The sequence below is a fragment of the Brenneria corticis genome, from assembly GCF_003115855.1.
Classification (GTDB): Bacteria; Pseudomonadota; Gammaproteobacteria; order Enterobacterales; family Enterobacteriaceae; genus Brenneria; species Brenneria corticis.
Genome location: NZ_KZ819094.1, coordinates 34696 through 54668, shown reverse-complemented (window position 1 = coordinate 54668; position 19973 = coordinate 34696). Strand labels below are relative to the sequence as shown.

Sequence of the window (19973 nt, the reverse complement as noted above, 5' to 3'; positions counted from 1 at the left end):
TTTGTTTTAGGGAAATTCACTTAGTGTTAACTTTGCTGCATTTACTTTCGGCGATTGCGCTGCTGGTGTGGGGAACGCACATTGTCCGCACCGGCATCATGCGCGTTTACGGCGCCAGTCTACGGCGCATTCTTAGCGACAGCGTGGATAAGAAACCCTGGGCTTTTGTCGCCGGGATCGGCGTTACGGCGCTGGTGCAGAGCAGTAATGCCACCGCGTTGCTGACCACGTCCTTTGTTTCTCAGCGCCTGGTGGCGCTGGCGCCGGCGTTGGTGATTATTCTCGGCGCCGACGTCGGCACCGCGCTGATGGTGCGGATACTGACGTTCGATCTCTCCTGGCTCTCTCCGCTGCTGATTTTTCTCGGGGTGATCTTCTTTCTCAGCCGCAAGCAGACGCGCATCGGCCAGATCGGTCGGGTAGCTATCGGCCTGGGGCTGATTCTGCTGGCGTTGGAAATGATCGTGGCGGCGGCCACGCCGATCACCCAGACCGCCGGTGTGAAAGTGCTGTTCTCTTCGCTGACCGGCGACATCATGCTTGATGCGCTGGTCGGCGCGCTGTTCGCCGTGGTGAGCTATTCCAGCCTGGCGGCGGTACTGCTGACCGCGACCTTGACGGCCAGCGGGGTGATTTCTCTGGAAGTGGCGATGTGCCTGGTGATTGGCGCCAACCTGGGGAGCGGGCTGTTGACGATAATCAGCGCCAGCGCGCAGAACGCCGCCGGCCGGCGCGTGGCTCTCGGCAGCATGCTATTCAAGCTGATGGGCTGTCTGGTGGTCTTGCCGATGGTGGAGATACTTTCCCGCTGGTTGGCCCGGCTGCCGCTGAGTTCGGAAGAGCTGGTCATTTATTTTCATCTTTTTTACAACCTGATCCGCTGCCTGTTGCTGATCCCGTTCGCCGACGTGGTGGCGCGGCTGTCCTGCGCCATGATTGCCGATTCGCCCGAGGTGGATATGCGGATGAAGCCGCGGCACCTGGATACCAGCGCGCTGGATACGCCGGCATTGGCCTTGACCAACGCCGCGCGGGAAACCTTGCGCATTGGGGATGTGGTGGAGCAGATGCTGCGCCTGTACCGCGACGTTATGCAGGGCGACCATATGCAGCGACGGGAGGTGCGCCGGCTGGATGACGACGTCGACGTGCTGTATACCGCGATTAAGCTCTATCTGGCGCAAATACCGAAAGAGAGTCTCGACGAGCGCGATTCCCGGCGTTGGGCGGAAGTGATCGAAGTGGCGCTGAATCTGGAACAGGCGGGGGATATTATCGAGCGCATGGCGGACGACGTCGCCAATACCTCCTCGACCATCCGCCGCGCGTTTTCCGCTCAGGGACTGACGGAGTTAAATCATCTGCACGAGCAGCTGATGTCGAATCTGCGCCTTGGCCTGTCGGTATTTCTTTCCGAAGATATCACCAGCGCGAAACGGTTACGCCGCGCCAAACATCGTTTCCGTATTCTGAACCGGCGCTACGCCCACGCCCACGTCGACCGACTACATCAGCAGAACGTGCAGAGTCTGGAAACCAGCTCCCTGCATCTGGGGCTGTTGGGGGATATGAATCGGCTGAATTCGCTGTTTTGTTCGGTGGCCTACAACGTATTGATCACCCAGCAGGAGGGGGAAGACGAGCGGGAAGAGTCGCCGTTGACGCTGTGAGCGTGCGGGAGGCGCTCCCCCACCGTGGTTTATATCATCGCGCTTCCCGGCCCCGCCTGGCGCGATATTGATGATGCGCCGCCGTGAATCCAGTTGCCGGCCCGGCTCTTTATAGCGCCTCCAGGTAGAGCGCGCGCACCTCTTCACGGGAGGCGGTGCGCGGGTTGCATGGCGCACAGGGGTCCGCCAGCGCTTTATCCAGCCACCCTTCGATATCGTCCGCGGTAATGCCCAACTGGCGGAAGCCGGACGGGATACCCACGCGGGCGGAGAGCGTGCGGATGGCTTCAATCGCTTGCAGGCTGGCTTGTTCTTCGCTCATTCCCTGCGTATTCACCCCCATCGCTTCGGTTATGCGCGCAAAACGCGCCACCGCCTGCGGACGGTTGAACGCTTCGACGATCGGCAGCAGAATGGCGTTACAGGTGCCGTGGGGAAGGTCGTGCGTGGCGCCAGGCTGGTGCGCCAGCGCATGGACCAGGCCAAGACCGGCGCTGTTAAACGCCATCCCCGCTAAATACTGGCCGTAAGCCATCATTTCGCGCGCTTTGAGGTCGCGGCCGTTGTCGACGGCGGCGGGCAGCCAATGGCTAATCAAGCGGATAGCTTCCAGGGCGGACGCGTCCGTCAGCGGGTGCGCCCCGACGGAGACGTAGGCTTCGATCGCGTGGGTCAACGCGTCCATCCCGGTTGCTGCGGTGACATCCGGCGGAATGCCCAGCATCACCTGCGGATCGTCAACGGCGATATCCGGGATAATGTTCGGGTCAATGATCACTTCTTTCACCCGGCGGGCGCTGTCGATAATCACCGCGTTGCTGGTCATTTCGGCAGCGGTGCCCGCCGTGGTGTTAATCGCCACCAAAGGCGCGCCGGCATTGATGACTTTGCCGACCCCGGAATAAGCGGTGGATGGCCCCGGATTGGCGCTAAGGATTTTGATCGCTTTGGCGGTATCAATCGGGCTGCCGCCGCCAAAGGCGATGATATAGCTGCAATCGGCGGTCCGGTAAGCCGCCAATCCCTGTTGTACCAGTTCTTCCGTCGGGTTGGGGAAGACGTCGTCGAACAGGGTATAAGGGAGTCGGGCTTTATCAAGGGCGGCGAATAGGCTGCTCAGCAATCCCAGCTTAATCAGTTGCCCGTCGGTGACGATCAGCGCCTTGCCCCATTTCTTGCCGGCAAGCAGCTTAACCATATCGTCGATGGCGCCTGCGCCATGCAGGCTGATTTTGGGTAGTGCCAACATAAAACTCATGGTTATATTCTCCTTAAACATGTTAATCAGTCCCGGCGATGGCGCGGTGCGTCACCGCCGGAGGTATTCAGCGTCTTCCCTGGATCAGCCGGCGCGTAATAATGGGGAGTGAAATCACCGCAATCAGCATCAGACCGACGATAATCGACATCACAATTCCCGGTACATTCAGCAGGCTAAGGCCGAAGGTCACCAGCCCCATCAGGAAGGCGGCGATAATCACCCCGATCATGCCGCCCGAACCGCCCAGAATATTGACGCCGCCCAGCACCGCCATGGTGATGATGCTCAACTCCCAGCCCAGCGCGATCGTGGGGCGCGTGCTGCCAAGACGCGAGGTCAGCAGCACGGAGGCCAGGCCGGCCATCAGCCCCACCAGGGTGAACAAAATCAGATTGTGGCGTTTCACATTGACCCCGGAATACCAGGCGCCGGTCGGATTATTGCCGATAGCATAGGTACGGCGGCCGAAGTTGGTTTTGTGCAGCAGGAAGGTGAACAGCGCGGCGAGTACCATAAACAGCGCAAACTCGAACGACAGCGCGCCGTAGACATAGCCCTGCCCGAACCAGGCGAAGCTGTCCGGATAATGGTTAAGCGCCCGATCGCCAAGCAAGATATAGGTGATGCCGCGATAAAGACTCATGGTGCCGATGGTGATGACGATCGACGACAGATTAAAGCGGGTTACAAGCAGGCCGTTGAACAGGCCGCATAGCATCCCGACGCCCAGCCCGATACCGACCAGCAGCGGCGTGTCTACGCCAGCCTGCGCGCAGAACCCCATCACCGTAGAGCTGAGCGCAATGGTCGACGCCACGGACAGGTCTATCTCTCTGGCGATGATCAGCATGGCCATCGGCAGCACGATGATCGCTTTCTCGGTGAAGTTGAAGGTGGCGTCCGACAGGTTCCAGATATTCAGAAAGTAGGGAGTGGCCAGCGAGTTGGCGGTAAATACCGCCAGCGTAACCGCCAGCAGAAAACCTTCCCAGCACAGCAGACGCCGGAAAAAAGCGGCGGCGGATGGCGATGCGCCGCCGCGGTCGGAAAGCGGCGTCTTATTCATGGCTTCACCGCCTGTTTTGACCTGGCAAGCGCCGCGTCGCGCAGGATCAGGCGACCTTGGCGTTTATTGCCGCGTTCGTTCAACAGCACGGCGATCACGATTACCGCGCCGGAAATCGCCATCTGCCAGAAAGGCGAGATGCCGATCACCGGCAACGCGTTGTTAATCACGCCGAGAAACAGCGCGCCGAGCAGACAGCCCCACACGCGGCCGATTCCGCCCATGGTGCTGATACCGCCGATCACGCAGGCGGCGACGATTTGCAGTTCAAAGCCATTGGCGACATCGACATACGCCACCGCGAAGCGGGAGATCCACAAATACCCGCAGAAGCCCGCCAGCGCGCCGGACAGGCTGAAACTGACAAACTGCATTTTCCCGGCGTTGATGCCGGTGTAATACGCCGCGGTGGCGTTGCCTCCGGCGGTATACATCGCTCGTCCGGTGCGGCTATAGCGCAGGAAATAGCCTACCAACAGCAGCGCGGCAATGGCGCACCAACTCAGCAGCGGCAGGCCGAGGAATACCGTCCGCGGCACCGCGAGAAAATTTGCGCTCATCTGATGGGCGTTTACCCAGCCGCCATTGGAGAGCAGAAAAATGATGCCGCGATAGATGCTCATGGTGCCGAGGGTGACCACAATCGCCGGGATACCGAGTTTCCAGACCAGTAAGCCGTTGATAATGCCCATTACCAGCCCGAGCAGCGTGGCGATCGCCAGCAATATGGCCACCGGGATTTCCGGATGATGGAAATTGAGCAGCGCCGCAATCATACCGGTGAGCGCCAGATTGGCGGCCATGGAGAGGTCGATGCCTTTGGTCAGCAGCACCATCATCTGGCCGAGCGCGAGGATTATCAGGATCGCGGTGTCGTTGAACATCTCGACCAGATTGCCGGGACGTAGGAAAGAGGGCGCACGGCTACCGATAGCCAGCAGCATCAGCACAATCACGCCCGCCAGTAAAGCCTCGCGATGTTTCAGCAGTTTTTGCATTACGCGGCCTCCTTGCTGGCGCCGCTGGCGGCGCTGACGATGGTTTCGGCGATGGCTTCATTTTTGCCATATTCCGCCGCCATCAACCCTTCATGCATCACGATGATGCGGTCGGCCATGCCCATCACTTCCGGTAATTCCGAGGAGACCATAATCACCGCCAGCCCCTGGCTGACCAACTCGGCCATCAGCTGGTGCACGGCCGCTTTAGAGCCGATATCAATGCCTTTGGTCGGTTCGTCGAGAATGATGACCGTCGGATGCGTGGCCAGCCATTTGGCGATCACCACTTTCTGCTGATTGCCTCCAGAGAGGGTTTCCACCGTCTGCCGCCAGCTAAACGCTTTCACCTGCAGCCGCCGGGCATAGTCATCCGCCAGCGCCCATTCGCGCGCATCGTTGAGAACGCCGCGTGGGTTAAGCCGGCTTAACTGCGGCAGGCTGATGTTCTGGCAAATGGACAATTCGATAATTGCCCCCTGTTTCTGGCGCTCTTCGGGCACGCAGACAATCCCGGCGTTGATGGCATCTGCGGGCTGGCTGAAATGCATCGCCTTGCCGTTAAGGATAATTTCACCGTGAGACGGGGCGGAAATGCCGGAAAGCGCCTGCATCAGTTCGGTTCGTCCTGCCCCGACCAGACCGTAAAAGCCCAGAATTTCCCCTTTGCGCAGCCTGAAGTTGATATGAGCGAACTCCGTCGGATGACAAAGATCCTTCACTTCCAGCACCGTTTTACCGGGTGAAGCGGTGGCTTGCGGGTAGGTATGCGCCACTTTGCGCCCCACCATCATGGTAACCATCCGCTCTTCCGTGATATCGCTTATCCGTCCGGAGTCAACGTATACGCCGTCACGCAGAATGGTGTAATGGTCGGCAATCGCAAAGATTTCATCGAACTTGTGAGAAATAAACAGAATCGCCTTTTCTTCGCGTTTGAGACGCTCGACGATTTGGTAAAACTCCGCAATCTCATGCTGCGACAGCGCGGCGGTCGGCTCATCCAGAATAACCACCTGCGCTTCAAAGGAGAGCGCGCGGGCGATGGCGACCATATGGCGCTGCGCGATGCTGAGGGTTTTCAGCATCGCGTGCGGGTCTATTTGTACTTCGAGACGGGCCAGGATCTCCCGCGATCGCCGATGCATAGCGGGCCAATCGAGCTTTTTCAGCCATCCGCGATACAGATAGTGGCCGACAAAAATGTTCTCGGCGACCGTCAACTCATCGAACAGCACGGTTTCCTGATGAATGGCGGTGATGCCGATTTTGTGCGCGGCTTCCGGGGTGGGCAATGCGATGGGGATCGCTTTGTAGAGTAACTCCCCCTCGTCCGGTTGATAAATGCCGGTCATGACTTTAACCAGCGTCGACTTCCCGGCGCCGTTTTCGCCAATCAGGGCGGTGATTTTTCCGGGCCAAAGGTTGAGTTGAACGTTTTCAAGTGCGCGAACGCCGGGGAATCCCTTGCTGATCCCCCGCAGCGAGAGCAATGGTGTGGACACTGTCATCGTTAAATTCTCCAAGTAGTTCAGCAAGATGGTTTTTTGCATCACTCCAGGCCCCCTCTTGGCGGAAAGGGCTTGGGATCCATCAGAAAATTTTGGAAAATTTATCGATATTGCCGGCATCGTAGGTGAAGGGTTCCGCCATCGCTCCGTTGCCGTCGGCATCCAGTTTCACTTTGCCCAGTTTACCCATGCTGGCCTCCGCTTTGGTGGCGGTTCCCTTGACTAAATCATTGGCGAGGTAGGTTGCGGCGTAACCCAGATCAATCGGGTTCCAGATGGCGAAACTTTTCGTCGCGCCGGATTTCACCGCCCCCGCCATTTCCGACGGCAGCCCCAGCCCGGTAACGTAAACCTGGCCGATTTTTCCCTGATCTTTTACCGCTTGCGCGGCGGCGACAATGCCGACCGATGAGGGAGAAATAATGACTTTCAGGTTCGGGTAAGACTTTAATAGGCCGGCGGTTTCGCGGTAGCTTTTATCCGAGAGATCGTCGCCGTAGGCGACGGCGACCAGATTGACGGACGGGTAGGCCGGCAGCGCCTTTTTCATCTCCTCAATCCAGATGTTCTGGTTAGTGGAGGTGGGCGTGGCGCTGAGGATGGCCACATCGCCTTTGTCCACGTTGAGCGCCTTGAGCGCATCGGCGGCAAGTTTTACGTTGGTTTCGCCAATCAGCGTATTATTGGAGGGATTCAGGTGGATCTGACGCCCCTCTTTCGCCACTCCGGAATCCCACGACACCACTTTGATCCCGCGCTGCATCGCTTTTTTCAGCACCGGCACCACCGCATCCGGATCGTTCGCCGAGATGGCGATGGCATCCACGCCCTGGGCAATCAGCCCGTTCAATACTTCGATCTGTGCTTCGGCGGTCGTCGTGGTCGGGCCGGTGTAGATGACTTTTACATCGCCCAACTCTTTGGCCGCTTCCTGCGCCCCCACGTTGGCGGCTTCAAAAAATCCATTACCCAGGGATTTCGCCACCAGGGCGATTTTCACTTCGGCATAAACGGAACCGGACAGCGCCAGTGCGGCAACGGCGAGCGTACAACCTAAAATAGTTTCTATTTTCATTGCTTGTACTCCACGAGTTGGTGACTCAGTTTGCAGGTGACAGCAACTTTCTTTATGAATAATTTGGCAACGCAAGTTGTTTATATGGCGCCGGCGTCGACGGCGATACGATGGCGCTGAGCCATAACGAGGAGCTGGTATGACCCAGTATCGATTAGTCTAAGAGGAATCCCCCCTGGACACCTTCATGTTATTGACACTTCTCAGACGTGACTGGCAGGGGGATGAAGGTGAGCATGAGCGATCTCACAAAATGCACTATTCAGCGTTGTCCGCTGCCAGGGCGTAAGGAAGGGGGACGGAGAACAGCTTCTCCATATGGGCGATGCGGGACAAGGGAGTAGCGATATCAGGCACGGCGGCGCCTGATATCGGGAAAGAGAAGGGCGGGGGCTTTACTCGAACAGGCTGCGGTGCAGCGTTTGCACCACGCGCTCGGCGTCATTGCCGGGCACCAGGAAACAGAGGTTATTGCTGCTGGCGCCGTAGCAAATCAGACGGATGCTGAACGGCTCCAGTACGCCGAAGACCTCTTTGCCCACGCCGCAGGCCTGGGAGAGCTTGTTGCCGATTAACGCCACCAGCGACAGGTTTTCCTCTACCTCCACCCGGCACAGCGAGGAGAGTTCGGTCAGCAGGGCGCTGGACAGCAGGCTGCCGCCGGTCGAGGTGGAACCGGTGGTATCCAGCGTCAGCGCCACGTTCACTTCCGACGTGGTGATCAAATCAACGGAGATATTGTGGCGGGCGAGAATGCTGAACACCTCGGCCAGAAAGCCGCGCGCATGCAGCATATTGAGGCTGTGCAGGGTGAGCAGCGTTTGCTTGCGGCGCAGCGCCAGGGCGCGGAATAACGGCGGATTTTCCGTTTTATTGCACACCAGGGTACCGCCGGCGGCGGGATCCTTGCTGGAGCCGACAAACACCGGAATTCCGCTGCGCACGGCGGGCAATAACGTTGCCGGATGCAGCACTTTCGCGCCGAACGTCGCCATTTCGGCCGCTTCTTCAAACATAATCTGGTCGATGCGTTTGGCCGCCGGCACCACGCGCGGATCGGTGGTATAGATACCGGGCACGTCGGTCCAGATATCGATGCGGCCGGCATTCAGCGCTTCACCCAGCAGCGCGGCGGTATAATCGCTGCCGCCGCGGCCCAGCGTGGTCGTCCGCCCTTTCTCTTCGCTGCCGATAAAGCCCTGGGTAATGATTAATCCTTTCTCCAGCCTGGGCTGCAGCTGGCTGCGGGTCAGTTCTCCCAGGGCGCGGCAATCGGGTTCCGCGCGGCCGAAATGGTCGTCGGTGCGCATGATTTTACGCACGTCGAACCACTCGGCGATAACGTCGCGCTGGCGCAGGACTTCGACAAACAGCAGCGTGGACATCAGTTCGCCGTGGCTGACCAGCTCATCCGTCAGCGCGGTTGAGGTCGCCAGCGCGGCGGCTTCGGACAGGGTGGTGACGTTATCCAGCATGCGGTCGATTTCATCGCCGATCACCGCCGGATTTTCCAGCCGGTCGATAATGGCGTACTGGATGTTGCGGATCTTTCCCAGAAGCTGGGCGCGCTGCGCCTGATCCGGCCCTTCGGCCAGGGCGACCAGTAAATTGGTGACGCCGGCGGAGGCCGACAACACCACCACCCGCACATCAGGATTGGACAGAACAACGTCGGCGCTGTGGTTCATGGCGTCAAAGTCGGCCACGCTGGTGCCGCCAAATTTGGCGATAACCACCGATTGCGTTTTTGCGGAAATTTCAGTTACGGACATTTCAAAAAAACCTCGTGCAGGGAGCCATTGTTTTTATGTTACAACAGCGGTCTATTAATCAGCCTTGGCACAAGGAAAGAGCGGTAAGCAGGGAGCAGGCGTAGAAAGCTAAACTACGATACACCCAGAAGCGCTCCACCTTGCCGAACGCCCCTGGGGGCGAACCGGGTGACAACCCAGGGGATTCAGCCCCTGCGGTCGATGCGGTCGATACCGTGTTTCACCGCACCTCGGCGCCGCTCCCCCTCGGATATCGTCAGTGGACCACGGATCCTCCGATATCTTACCTGGGCGGCGCGCCTCTTCTGGCTTGCGCGCTGGAAGCGCAAGTACGCTGTTAGAAATAACGGGTTATCCCGCCGCTGTCAATAATCAAACGCCGTGGCGAGGCGCATTTATCAAGAAAAGGGATCTCAAGCGGCGATTTACGGGATACAATCGATTCAGCAACTTTTGATTTCACTTTCGGAGAGAAAAACATTGTTATGAAAAATATCAATCCAAGCCAAACCGCCGCGTGGCAAGCATTACAACAACACTTCGATGCGATCAAGGATGTGCAAATCAAAGATTTGTTTGCCCAGGACAAGCAGCGTTTTGAACGTTTCTCCGCCACCTTTGACGATCAGATACTGGTGGATTATTCCAAAAACCGCATCACGGCCGAAACGCTGGAGAAATTGCAGGCGCTGGCGCGGGAAACCGATTTGGCCGGGGCGATCAAATCCATGTTCGCCGGCGAAAAAATCAACCGCACCGAAGGCCGGGCGGTGCTGCACGTCGCCCTGCGCAACCGCAGCAACACGCCTATTCTGGTCGATGGCAAAGACGTTATGCCGGAAGTGAATGCGGTGCTGGCGAAAATGAAAGACTTCAGTGAGCGCATCATCGGCGGCGAGTGGAAAGGCTATGCCGGCAAGGCGATTACCGATGTGGTCAATATCGGCATCGGCGGTTCCGATCTGGGCCCGTATATGGTGACGGAAGCGCTGAAACCCTATAAAAATCATCTGAATATGCATTTTGTGTCCAACGTTGACGGAACACATATCGCTGAAACGCTCAAGCCGCTTAATCCTGAAACCACGCTGTTCCTGGTGGCCTCCAAAACCTTCACCACTCAGGAAACGATGACCAACGCCCATAGCGCCCGCGACTGGTTCCTGAAAACGGCGCAGGATGAAAAGCATGTGGCGAAACACTTTGCGGCCTTGTCTACCAATGCCAAAGCCGTCGGCGATTTTGGCATTGATACCAACAACATGTTCGAGTTCTGGGATTGGGTCGGCGGGCGTTATTCCCTGTGGTCGGCGATTGGTTTATCGATCATTCTCTCGCTGGGATTCGAGAATTTTGAGCAACTGCTTAGCGGCGCTCATGCGTTGGACAAACACTTTGCTTCCACGCCGGCGGAGCAAAACCTGCCGGTGCTGCTGGCGCTGATCGGTATCTGGTACAACAATTTCTTCGGCGCGGAAACGGAAGCCATTCTGCCGTACGATCAGTATATGCACCGTTTTGCCGCCTATTTCCAACAGGGGAATATGGAGTCCAACGGCAAATATGTCGATCGCAACGGCAATCCGGTCGATTATCAGACCGGGCCGATTATCTGGGGCGAACCGGGAACCAACGGTCAGCATGCGTTTTATCAGCTGATTCACCAGGGCACCAAACTGGTTCCCTGTGATTTCATCGCCCCGGCGATAAGCCACAACCCGCTAAGCGATCACCACAGTAAGCTGCTGTCCAACTTCTTCGCCCAGACGGAGGCGCTGGCGTTCGGCAAAAGCCGCGACGTGGTGGAAGCCGAGTTCGCCGCCGCCGGTAAATCGGCGCAGGACGTCGAACATGTGGCGCCTTTTAAAGTGTTCGAAGGCAACCGCCCGACCAACTCCATTCTGCTGCGTGAGATTACCCCTTACAGCCTGGGCGCGCTGATCGCCCTGTATGAGCACAAAATCTTTACCCAGGGGGCGATCCTGAATATTTTCACCTTTGACCAGTGGGGCGTGGAATTGGGTAAACAATTGGCTAATCGCATTCTGCCTGAACTGGAAGACGCGAAAGCGATCGCCAGCCATGACAGCTCGACCAACGGCTTGATCAATCGTTTCAAACAGTGGCGCGCTTAAACGGTAATCAAGAATGAAAAAAGGCGGGAAATCCCGCCTTTTTTATCTTGCGCCGTCGCGTAACGATTAAAGATTAATCGGTATTTCCACGCCCAGCCCGGCGCCGAAGTCGTCGCTGACGCTGTTATCGCTATCGGTGTACCACAGGCTGGTATCAAACTTCACTTTTGACTGGAAGTCATAGCCCCAGCCCAGTTCAATTCCCTTCAGCGTATCCGAGCGCGGGAAGGCTTTATTGATGCTCTGATCGCTCGGGTTGACCCTGGCGTAGGTTAAGCGGGTGCTCCAGCGTTGCCCGTCATCCAGCGCCAGTTCCACTTTCCCGGACAGAATGCGTCCGTCGCCGCCCATGGCGTGGCCCAAAGGATAGCCTTGCTGGTAGTAGCCGTCTCGGTAGATATGGTGGGTGTAAATCGTACCGGGAGTGGACTCGTTGGAGCGGGTGTTGGCCCCTTCAATATACCAGTTGATGGTGGAGGTGCCCCATTCGGGGTGGCCTTCCAGACCAACCAGGTAGGTATTTTTCGACGGCAGCAATCCCGCTTCATCTTCGCCGACCAACTGGCCGTACAGGCTGACGGGCAGGCCGGTCAACGGCTGTAATTTCAGTTTGAAATCAAAGCCGGCCAGCTGGTTGCCGGGTTCGTTTTGTGTTCCGGTATTGTCCTTCCCTGCCAGACCATCCCAGAACGAATCCCACGACTGCGGACGGCCTTCGCCTCCCCACATCATGATGCGCGACGCGCCCAGTTCAACAAAGTTGGTGGGCATAAACGTCAGGCGTCCGCCGATAAGTTTGGTTTCAGGCACCGCGTAATACTGTTCGAGCTGGCCGGCGGAAATCTGATACTGCCAACGGCCGATCCAGGAAAGCCACGGCGTTTCAAAAGGGGATTGATCGGCGCGCTGCAACATAAAGCCGGTTACCGGACGGGCAGCATCAGAACGGATCAGGCTGCCTTCATAACCCGGCCCCCACCATTGGGACACTTTCCCGAATGAGAGCCATTGGTTGAAAATCTTGACGGCGCCGTAGGAGCCATCCACGTTCCAGCGGGATTGATCCGCAATACGCTGGTTGCCTTCAACGGTTCCTTTAAGGTTTACATCCCAGAATTCGTCGCTGGCCCCGGCGGCCACGGAAAGGGCGTGATCGCTGGCATGGGTGCTGCCAAAACCCTGCGGCAGCCCGGGTTTATCGGTTGAGGTATAGCCGGTAACGCGCAGATTGGATTTCAGCGAGCTCACGCGCTGTTCAACCCGGCTAATCACATTCTTTTCAGTGTCGGTCACCGGCTTTGCCTGGGAAAGAACGGATTCTATTTCTTCCTGACTTAACGGCCAGGTGGAGAGGCTGACGTTAATTACGCCTCGGTCCGAAAGCCAGGCGAGATCGTTACGCAGAGTATTATCCGGGGCAATCAGGCCCGCAGCCTGACTGGCTGACACACACAAAAACATGCCGCTGGCTGCCAGTAAGATTTTCTTGGTGAGCATACTGTTGGTTTCCTTCATGACACTACGTTGTCTTTCTACTTTTCGTTTTATCCAATATTAAACGAAGACGGGGTTAACGCCATAGTTTTGCTTTTGCAGTTGCGAATATATATACAACAGGCAGGTATAGCCAAAATGAACAATGATGAGAGTAGTACATAGAGTACAATGATTGAAATGATTGATGCGAACATAAATTACGTTAGGGGTCTTTTCGGATAAAACCTAAGGCGTTATTTCGCAATCGGATATACGGCGTACGCTATCCCTGTACATGTTTTTTATTTAATATCAACCTGTTGCAGGTTAAATTATTTTCTGCGGCTTTAGGGTATAGAATATCGGATGAGGTTGTGGCATTAAACGCCGCGGGAGCGGTCGGATTTTTTTGTATTGCAGGATGATGACTCCCGCCGTATTTTATTTTCAATATCATGGAGGGGAAAAATGCGGATGCGCATATTACTCGGTATCTCTGCCGCGCTGTTGCTGGCAGGGTGCGGCACCACCAATCAACTCAGCTCCGCGGGGCAAGCCGTCGAGTTTACCGACACGCAACCCGGCAGCGAATGCCAATTACTCGGCCAGGTTAGCGGCACCCAGTCCAACTGGCTATCCGGCAATCATAGCGACGGTAGCTCCATGCGCGGCGCGGCGAATGATTTACGCAATAAGGCGGCGGCGCTGGGCGGTAATACGATTTATGGCGCCACCAGCCCGAGTGAAACCTTCTGGTCCAGTTTCGCGCCGCTGGACAGCAAGATGGCGGGCAGCGTTTACAAGTGCCCGTAAGCCGCGCTTGAAATGAATATTACATTCCGGCGAATGGCAAACTTTCGCCGGTCTCTTCCTGACTTTGCTTCAGCCCCAAATCCAACGGCGTTTTACTGGCTTCCCCGCCGATTTCCCGCGCCAGCCGCGGCACCAGATAGCCGGAGACCTTTTTCAGCAGCGCCTTGACCAGCGTACGCGCCTCCTCATCGTCAACCAGAAAATGGGCGGCTCCCTGAACTTTATCCAGTACGTGGAGATAGTAAGGAAGAATACCGGCATCAAACAGGGCGTTACTCAAGTTTGCCAGCGTATCGGCAGTGTCGTTAACGCCGCGCAACAACACGCTCTGATTGAGTAAGGTGACGCCCGCACGGCGTAATCGCGCCATACTTTGGGTGAAATCGGCATCGATCTCCTGCGCATGGTTGATGTGCGTGACCAGCACCACCTGAAGCGTGCTCCGTGATAGCCGCTGGCATAAGGCGTCGGTAATGCGTGCGGGAATGACCACGGGCAAGCGGCTGTGGATGCGCAGCCGTTTCAGATGGGGAATGGCTTCCAGTTCGGTTATCAGCCAGTCAAGCTCATGGTCTTTGGCCATCAGGGGATCGCCGCCGGAAAAAATGATTTCATCCAGTTGGCGATGCCGGCGGATATAGTCCAGCGCCAGGCGCCAGTTGGTTTTGTTTCCCTGGTTTTCCTGATAGGGAAAATGCCGGCGGAAACAGTAGCGGCAGTTAACCGCACAGCCGCCTTTCACCAGCAACAGCGCCCGGTTGTGGTACTTGTGCAGCAACCCCGGCACCACGCTGTGCTGTTCATCAAGCGGGTCGAGGCTAAAACCCGGCGCCGCAACAAACTCTTCGCGCGCGGTTAAAATCTGTAACAGCAGCGGATCCCTGGCATTTCCCTTTTGCATCCGCGCCACAAAGGCGCGCGGCACGCGCAGCGGGAAAAGTTCGCGGGCGCCATATCCCTGCCGCAGCTCGGCATGGTGATTTAACGCCAGAAGTTGCAGCAATTCGTCGGGATCGGTAATTACGTCCGCAAGTTGCTGCAACCAATCTTCTCTGGAAGGTATATTTAGGGTTACAATGTGTGCCATTTTTTGGCTTAGTACCGTATCAAATGTAGAGGGCCTTTATGGCGACTTATTTTAGCAACGATTTCCGTTCCGGTCTTAAAATCATGTTCGAAGGCGAGCCTTACGCCGTTGAATCAAGTGAGTTCGTTAAACCGGGTAAAGGCCAGGCTTTCGCGCGCGTGAAAATGCGTCGTTTACTGACCGGTAAACTGATTGAAAAAACGTTCAAATCCACCGACTCCGCCGAAGGCGCCGACGTTATGGATATGAACCTGACCTACCTGTACAACGACGGCGAGTTCTGGCACTTCATGAATAATGAAACGTTCGAACAGCTGGCGGCCGACGAAAAAGCCGTTGGCGACAACGCCAAATGGCTGCTCGATCAGGCCGAATGCATCGTCACGTTGTGGAACGGCCAACCCATCGCCGTGACGCCGCCGAACTTTGTGGAGCTGGAAATCGTCGATACCGACCCGGGTCTGAAAGGCGATACCGCGGGTACGGGCGGCAAACCGGCGACGCTGACCACCGGCGCGGTAGTAAAAGTGCCGCTGTTTGTGCAGATTGGCGAGGTGATCAAAGTTGACACCCGTTCCGGCGAGTACGTTTCCCGCGTCAAATAATCCACTCTTTTTAACAAGCCGCCGCCGCTATTAATGCGTTATGGCGGTTTTTTTTCGCCATAACATGGGCGCGGTCTCTATTAAGCATGAAAAGAGCTACTAATCAGCCAATATTGACTACGCTTAAAGAGACGCTTTTCCCTAATCACCAAGAAGGAATCACCTATGTTGAAGAAGAGTCTTGTCGCTATTTTCTCTGTGTTAATTTTATCTGCCGTAGTGGGGTGTAATACCACCCGCGGTGTGGGGCAGGATGTTGAGGCAGGCGGTGAAGCGATACAGCGCAGCGCACAGTAAGCAATAAATGTTTTCAATATGAGGGAAGCGCTGCAATGGCGTTTTCCTTTGCACGACGACATAATGTGGCGGTGGATAAAATGGAGAGAAATGATGCCGCCGTTAGTCATCACCCTGTGCATGCTGACCCTCAGCAATGTGTTTATGACGTTTGCCTGGTATGGACATCTACGTTACTTCAGCGGCCGTACCTGGCTGATTGCCGCATTGGTCAGTTGGGGGATCGCATTATTTGAGTATTTATTACAGGTTCCCGCTAATCGGATCGGTTATCAGGTCGCTTCGGCGGGGCAACTTAAAATATTGCAGGAAGTTATCAGTCTTAGCGTCTTTATTCCCTTCTCCATGATTATTCTAAAAGAACCTTTCCGCACGGATTATATATGGGCCGGGCTGTGCTTATTGGGCGCGGTATTCTTTATGTTCCGCGATAAGATCATGTAAAAAAAAACGGCCTGCGCAGGCAGGCCGTTAACGGTGGACGGCAATTTACAGCGTGACGACGCCGATAATGGCGACGACGCTCAGAATGGCTGACAGGCCGTAGAAAACCCATTTCCCGGCGGGAACGTGGATTTTCAGATCGTGCATGGCGTGGTGAATACGGTGCAAACCACACCATATCGGCAGAATAATCATCAGCAGCAGAAATACGCGGCCGATAAAACTCTGGCTGAAAGCCAGGATACGCTCATAGCTCAGCGCATCCGGAAACAGACCCAAAGGCAGCAGCACACCGACCAGCAGAATGATGACCGGGGAGAAAAAGGCGGTCCACATGCCACCGGCGCCGAATAATGCCCAGAATGGCGGTTCATCGGAACGTTTTGGCGTTTGATTAATCACGTTATTCCTCCTGATCAGAATAGTAAGGCGATGGCCAGAACGGCCAGCGTTACTACAATGGTGACTGCCCAAAGCCCTTTGATAATCGGCTCCGGTCCCATTTTCTCATCTTTCACCACGATAATGGAGGCTTTGGGGGCCAGCTCAAACCAGGTTTTGGTATGCAGCACGGCGGCCAGCAAGGCGATGATGTTGATGAGCAGCACCAGTGGATTCTGCAAGAACCCGAGGAAGCTTTCCCAGCCTTCCGGACCGTTCTTCAGAGAGAACACGCCGCATAACAGTAAGATGCTGAACCAGACGGCCGGCACGGCCGTCCCTTCACGTAACATATAAAAGCGGTAGAACCCCAGCTTTTGCCACCAGGTTGGCGACATGCCGCGGACATACGCTTTGCGTTTGGATGTCATTATTGTCCCTCCCTTATTGTGGTTTAAGCGTGGCGATCATGAAGTCCTTCATGCTTTCAACCTTGCCTTGCTGAATGGCGGCGGCAGGATCGACATGCTTCGGACACACCTCAGAGCAGTAACCCACAAAAGTACAGCTCCACACCCCGTTATTACCGTTCAGCTGCGGCATACGCTGTTTCTTGCCGCGATCGCGGTTATCCAGGTTGTAGCGGTGAGCCAGCGTGATGGCGGCCGGGCCGATGAACTCGGGATTCAGACCAAACTGCGGGCAGGCGGCATAGCACAGGCCACAGTTGATACAGCCGGAGAACTGGTGGTATTTCGCCATCTGGGCCGGAGTTTGCTTGTTGGTGCCATCCGCGGGTTTACGATCGTTGCCGATGATGTAAGGCTTGATGGCTTCCAGGCTCTCGATAAAGTGGGTCATGTCGACCACCAGGTCGCGCTCGACGGGGAAATTGCCCAACGCTTCAACCTTCAAGCCGTTCTGATAATCGCGCAGGAACGTTTTACAGGCCAGTTTCGGGACATTGTTCACCATCATGCCGCAAGAACCACAGATCGCCATACGGCAGGACCAGCGGTAGGAGAGGTCGGCGGCCAGGTTATCTTTGATATAACCCAGCGCATCCAGTAAGGACGTCTGCTTATTGTATGGAACCTCAAACGTCTCAAAATAGGGTGCGCTGTCCTTTTCAGGGTTATAGCGCATGACTTCCATTTTCAGGATTTGCATCTCTTCAGCCATTCGCCTGCTCCTTCTTGCTTTTATCCTGAGCATCTCCTTCGGCGCCGTAAACGCGTTTGGCCGGAGGAAGTTTGGTGATTTTCACGTCGCTGTACTCCAGACGCGGCGCACCTTCAGGGTTATAAAAAGCCAGCGTATGCTTCAGGAAATTAACGTCATCACGCTCGGTGCAGCCTTCATCCAGACGCTGATGAGCGCCGCGGGATTCTCTACGGTTGATGGCCGAGTGCGCCATACATTCCGCCACATCCAGACTGTGACCCAGCTCGATGGCATAGAGCAGGTCGGTGTTGAACACGCTGGAATGGTCGGTGATTTTTACCCGTTTGAAGCGTTCCTGTAGCTCGGTGATTTTATCCACGGTCTTTTGCATCAGGTCCGTGGTGCGATAAATGCCGCAGCCTTCTTCCATCGACAGACCCAGTTCGTCGCGGATTTTCGACCAGCTTTCGGTGCCTTCCTGCGCCAGCAGGTCATGCAGGCGTTGCTCGATGTCGCGGGTTTGCGCATCCAGCGCGCTGCCGTTGGCCGGCGCGGCGGCCGCGGAACGCTGCGCGGCGTGTTCGCCGGCAATACGGCCGAATACCACCAGTTCAGCCAGAGAGTTGGAACCCAGACGGTTGGCGCCATGCAGGCCGACGGACGAGCATTCGCCGACGGCGAACAGACCCTTGATGCGGGTTTCGCAATTCGGATCGGTTTCGATGCCGCCCATGGTGTAATGCGCGGTAGGACGAATCGGAATCGGCTCTTTAACCGGGTCGACGTCGACATAGGCTTTTGCCAGTTCACAGATGAACGGCAGGCGTTCTTTGAGTTTTTTCTCTCCGAGGTGGCGCAGATCGAGGTAGACCACATCGCCCAGCGGGGTGGAGATGGTCCGTCCGGCGCGCCATTCATGCCAGAAAGCCTGAGACACCTTGTCGCGCGGTCCCAGTTCCATATATTTGTTTTTCGGCTCGCCGAGCGGCGTTTCCGGACCCATACCGTAATCCTGCAAATAACGGTAACCGTCTTTGTTGACCATGATGCCGCCTTCGCCGCGGCAGCCTTCGGTCATCAAAATACCGGAACCCGGCAGGCCGGTCGGGTGATACTGTACGAATTCCATATCGCGCAGCGGTACGCCGTGACGGAACGCAATACCCATACCGTCGCCGGTAACGATGCCGCCGTTGGTGTTGTAACGGTAGACGCGACCGGCTCCGCCGGTGGCGATAACCACGGCGTTCGCCCGGATCTGCACCAGCGTGCCTTCCATCATATTGATGGCGACCACGCCGCGGGCCTGACCGTCATCCACCAGAACATCCAGAACGAAATGTTCGTCGAAACGCTGGATTTGCGGATATTTGAGGGAGGTTTGGAACAGGGTGTGCAGCATGTGGAAGCCGGTTTTGTCGGCGGCAAACCAGGTGCGTTCTATTTTCATCCCGCCGAAACGGCGAACGTTAACAGAACCATCCGGTTTGCGGCTCCACGGGCAGCCCCACTGTTCCATCTGGATCATTTCTTCCGGGCAATGCTTGACGAAGTTTTCGACAACATCCTGTTCGCACAGCCAGTCGCCACCGGAAACGGTGTCGTTGAAATGATAATCAAAGCTATCGTGGTCCTGAGTGACCGCTGCTGATCCGCCTTCTGCCGCCACAGTATGGCTACGCATGGGGTAGACTTTCGAGATCAGCGCAATTTTCAGTTGGGGATTAGCTTCGGCGGCGGCAATTGCCGCGCGTAAGCCAGCGCCCCCGGCCCCGATAATGGCCAAATCGGCATTAAAGGTTTGCACTGCATTCCTCCAGTTACTTAAGTTATTTAAGTTAAAATAAGAAAATAATCTCTATTCATTTCAGTCTTTATATATCTGCTTAATTATTAGTACATTAAAAGCTATAAAAAATGACTTTTTGGACATATTAAGAATAGATAAACCTCTATTTTTTGTGTGGAAATGATTATAGCGAATTAAAAGATGATGAAATTTGATGTGATCCAGCATTTTGCAGTTTTTTCATAGTGTACTGGGATAACTTATAAAAACGTGATCGAAAGACTTATTTCCGCCGAAATAATGCTTTTATTTCTTTAATAACTCTTTTGCGGACGATATAAGAAAATGTTCCACTGGATATAAATGATACTGGGTTGCCCCAGTACGCCCCCCTGCGGGCCGTCGCAGGCGTCGCTAAAAAGCTATTCG

Annotated in this window: 18 protein-coding genes and 1 riboswitch; of the genes, 6 read left to right on the top strand and 12 right to left on the bottom strand. The window is 56.0% G+C overall.

Features of this window, described 5'->3' with window-relative positions; all coding sequences use genetic code 11:
• Nucleotides 1–23 precede the first annotated feature (23 nt).
• Nucleotides 24–1670, top strand: a complete 1647-nt coding sequence (locus DDT56_RS20555) for a Na/Pi cotransporter family protein (protein WP_136168248.1) — start codon at nt 24–26, stop codon at nt 1668–1670.
• Between the two features lie 109 nt (nt 1671–1779).
• Here the strand turns inward: DDT56_RS20555 and fucO are convergent, their stop codons facing one another.
• The 6 genes from fucO to lysC all read right to left on the bottom strand — a co-directional run bounded on the left by fucO (nt 1780) and on the right by lysC (nt 9353).
• Nucleotides 1780–2928 carry a lactaldehyde reductase gene (fucO, locus tag DDT56_RS20550; RefSeq protein WP_136168247.1) on the bottom strand — a complete coding sequence of 383 codons (1149 nt, stop codon included), beginning with the start codon at nt 2926–2928 and terminating at the stop codon, nt 1780–1782.
• 67 nt (nt 2929–2995) lie between these two features.
• Nucleotides 2996–3997 carry an ABC transporter permease gene (locus DDT56_RS20545; protein ID WP_136168246.1) on the bottom strand — a complete coding sequence of 334 codons (1002 nt, stop codon included), beginning with the start codon at nt 3995–3997 and terminating at the stop codon, nt 2996–2998.
• Complete coding sequence (locus tag DDT56_RS20540) at nt 3994–4995, bottom strand: ABC transporter permease (protein WP_136168245.1); 1002 nt, start codon at nt 4993–4995, stop codon at nt 3994–3996. Before DDT56_RS20540 ends, DDT56_RS20545 begins: the two co-directional genes overlap by 4 nt.
• Nucleotides 4995–6506: a sugar ABC transporter ATP-binding protein gene (locus DDT56_RS20535; protein WP_136168244.1), complete on the bottom strand. Its 1512-nt coding sequence runs from the start codon at nt 6504–6506 to the stop codon at nt 4995–4997. The genes DDT56_RS20540 and DDT56_RS20535 overlap by 1 nt, the downstream gene beginning before the upstream one ends.
• Before the next feature lie 82 nt (nt 6507–6588).
• The gene (gene rhaS, locus DDT56_RS20530) at nt 6589–7581 is read right to left on the bottom strand and encodes a rhamnose ABC transporter substrate-binding protein (RefSeq protein ID WP_136168243.1); all 993 of its coding nucleotides are present in this window, start codon (nt 7579–7581) and stop codon (nt 6589–6591) included.
• A 395-nt stretch (nt 7582–7976) separates the two neighbouring features.
• A complete protein-coding gene (lysC, locus tag DDT56_RS20525; protein ID WP_136168242.1) occupies nt 7977–9353 on the bottom strand; it encodes a lysine-sensitive aspartokinase 3 in 1377 nt (458 codons plus the stop codon).
• 120 nt (nt 9354–9473) lie between these two features.
• Nucleotides 9474–9666, bottom strand: a riboswitch (Lysine riboswitch).
• Between the two features lie 172 nt (nt 9667–9838).
• Between lysC and pgi the strand changes: the two genes are divergently transcribed.
• Complete coding sequence (gene pgi / locus DDT56_RS20520) at nt 9839–11488, top strand: glucose-6-phosphate isomerase (protein ID WP_136168241.1); 1650 nt, start codon at nt 9839–9841, stop codon at nt 11486–11488.
• Nucleotides 11489–11554: 66 nt separating this feature from the next.
• Here the strand turns inward: pgi and DDT56_RS20515 are convergent, their stop codons facing one another.
• Nucleotides 11555–12985, bottom strand: coding sequence for a capsule assembly Wzi family protein (locus tag DDT56_RS20515; protein WP_136168240.1), 1431 nt, complete (start codon nt 12983–12985; stop codon nt 11555–11557).
• Between the two features lie 447 nt (nt 12986–13432).
• Between DDT56_RS20515 and DDT56_RS20510 the strand changes: the two genes are divergently transcribed.
• Nucleotides 13433–13777, top strand: a complete 345-nt coding sequence (locus DDT56_RS20510; RefSeq protein ID WP_136168239.1) for a DUF4156 domain-containing protein — start codon at nt 13433–13435, stop codon at nt 13775–13777.
• A gap of 19 nt (nt 13778–13796) precedes the next feature.
• Here the strand turns inward: DDT56_RS20510 and epmB are convergent, their stop codons facing one another.
• Entirely contained in the window at nt 13797–14864 is a 1068-nt protein-coding gene (gene epmB / locus DDT56_RS20505; protein WP_136168238.1) for an EF-P beta-lysylation protein EpmB, read from the bottom strand.
• A 38-nt stretch (nt 14865–14902) separates the two neighbouring features.
• Between epmB and efp the strand changes: the two genes are divergently transcribed.
• The 3 genes from efp to DDT56_RS20490 all read left to right on the top strand — a co-directional run bounded on the left by efp (nt 14903) and on the right by DDT56_RS20490 (nt 16210).
• Nucleotides 14903–15469, top strand: a complete 567-nt coding sequence (efp, locus tag DDT56_RS20500) for an elongation factor P (RefSeq protein ID WP_136168237.1) — start codon at nt 14903–14905, stop codon at nt 15467–15469.
• 165 nt (nt 15470–15634) lie between these two features.
• On the top strand, nt 15635–15766 hold the full coding sequence (locus tag DDT56_RS20495; RefSeq protein ID WP_009111250.1) for an entericidin A/B family lipoprotein: 132 nt from the start codon (nt 15635–15637) through the stop codon (nt 15764–15766).
• 93 nt (nt 15767–15859) lie between these two features.
• A complete protein-coding gene (locus DDT56_RS20490; RefSeq protein WP_136168259.1) occupies nt 15860–16210 on the top strand; it encodes a DMT family protein in 351 nt (116 codons plus the stop codon).
• Between the two features lie 45 nt (nt 16211–16255).
• Here DDT56_RS20490 and frdD read toward each other — a convergent pair whose 3' ends face one another.
• From frdD to frdA, 4 genes are read right to left on the bottom strand one after another with little or no spacing between them, the layout of a single operon-like run.
• On the bottom strand, nt 16256–16612 hold the full coding sequence (gene frdD / locus DDT56_RS20485) for a fumarate reductase subunit FrdD (protein WP_136168236.1): 357 nt from the start codon (nt 16610–16612) through the stop codon (nt 16256–16258).
• Between the two features lie 14 nt (nt 16613–16626).
• A complete protein-coding gene (gene frdC / locus DDT56_RS20480; RefSeq protein WP_009111252.1) occupies nt 16627–17022 on the bottom strand; it encodes a fumarate reductase subunit FrdC in 396 nt (131 codons plus the stop codon).
• 13 nt (nt 17023–17035) lie between these two features.
• Nucleotides 17036–17773: a succinate dehydrogenase/fumarate reductase iron-sulfur subunit gene (locus DDT56_RS20475; protein ID WP_136168235.1), complete on the bottom strand. Its 738-nt coding sequence runs from the start codon at nt 17771–17773 to the stop codon at nt 17036–17038.
• A complete protein-coding gene (frdA, locus tag DDT56_RS20470; RefSeq protein WP_136168234.1) occupies nt 17766–19562 on the bottom strand; it encodes a fumarate reductase (quinol) flavoprotein subunit in 1797 nt (598 codons plus the stop codon). Before frdA ends, DDT56_RS20475 begins: the two co-directional genes overlap by 8 nt.
• Between the last annotated feature and the right edge of the window lie 411 nt (nt 19563–19973).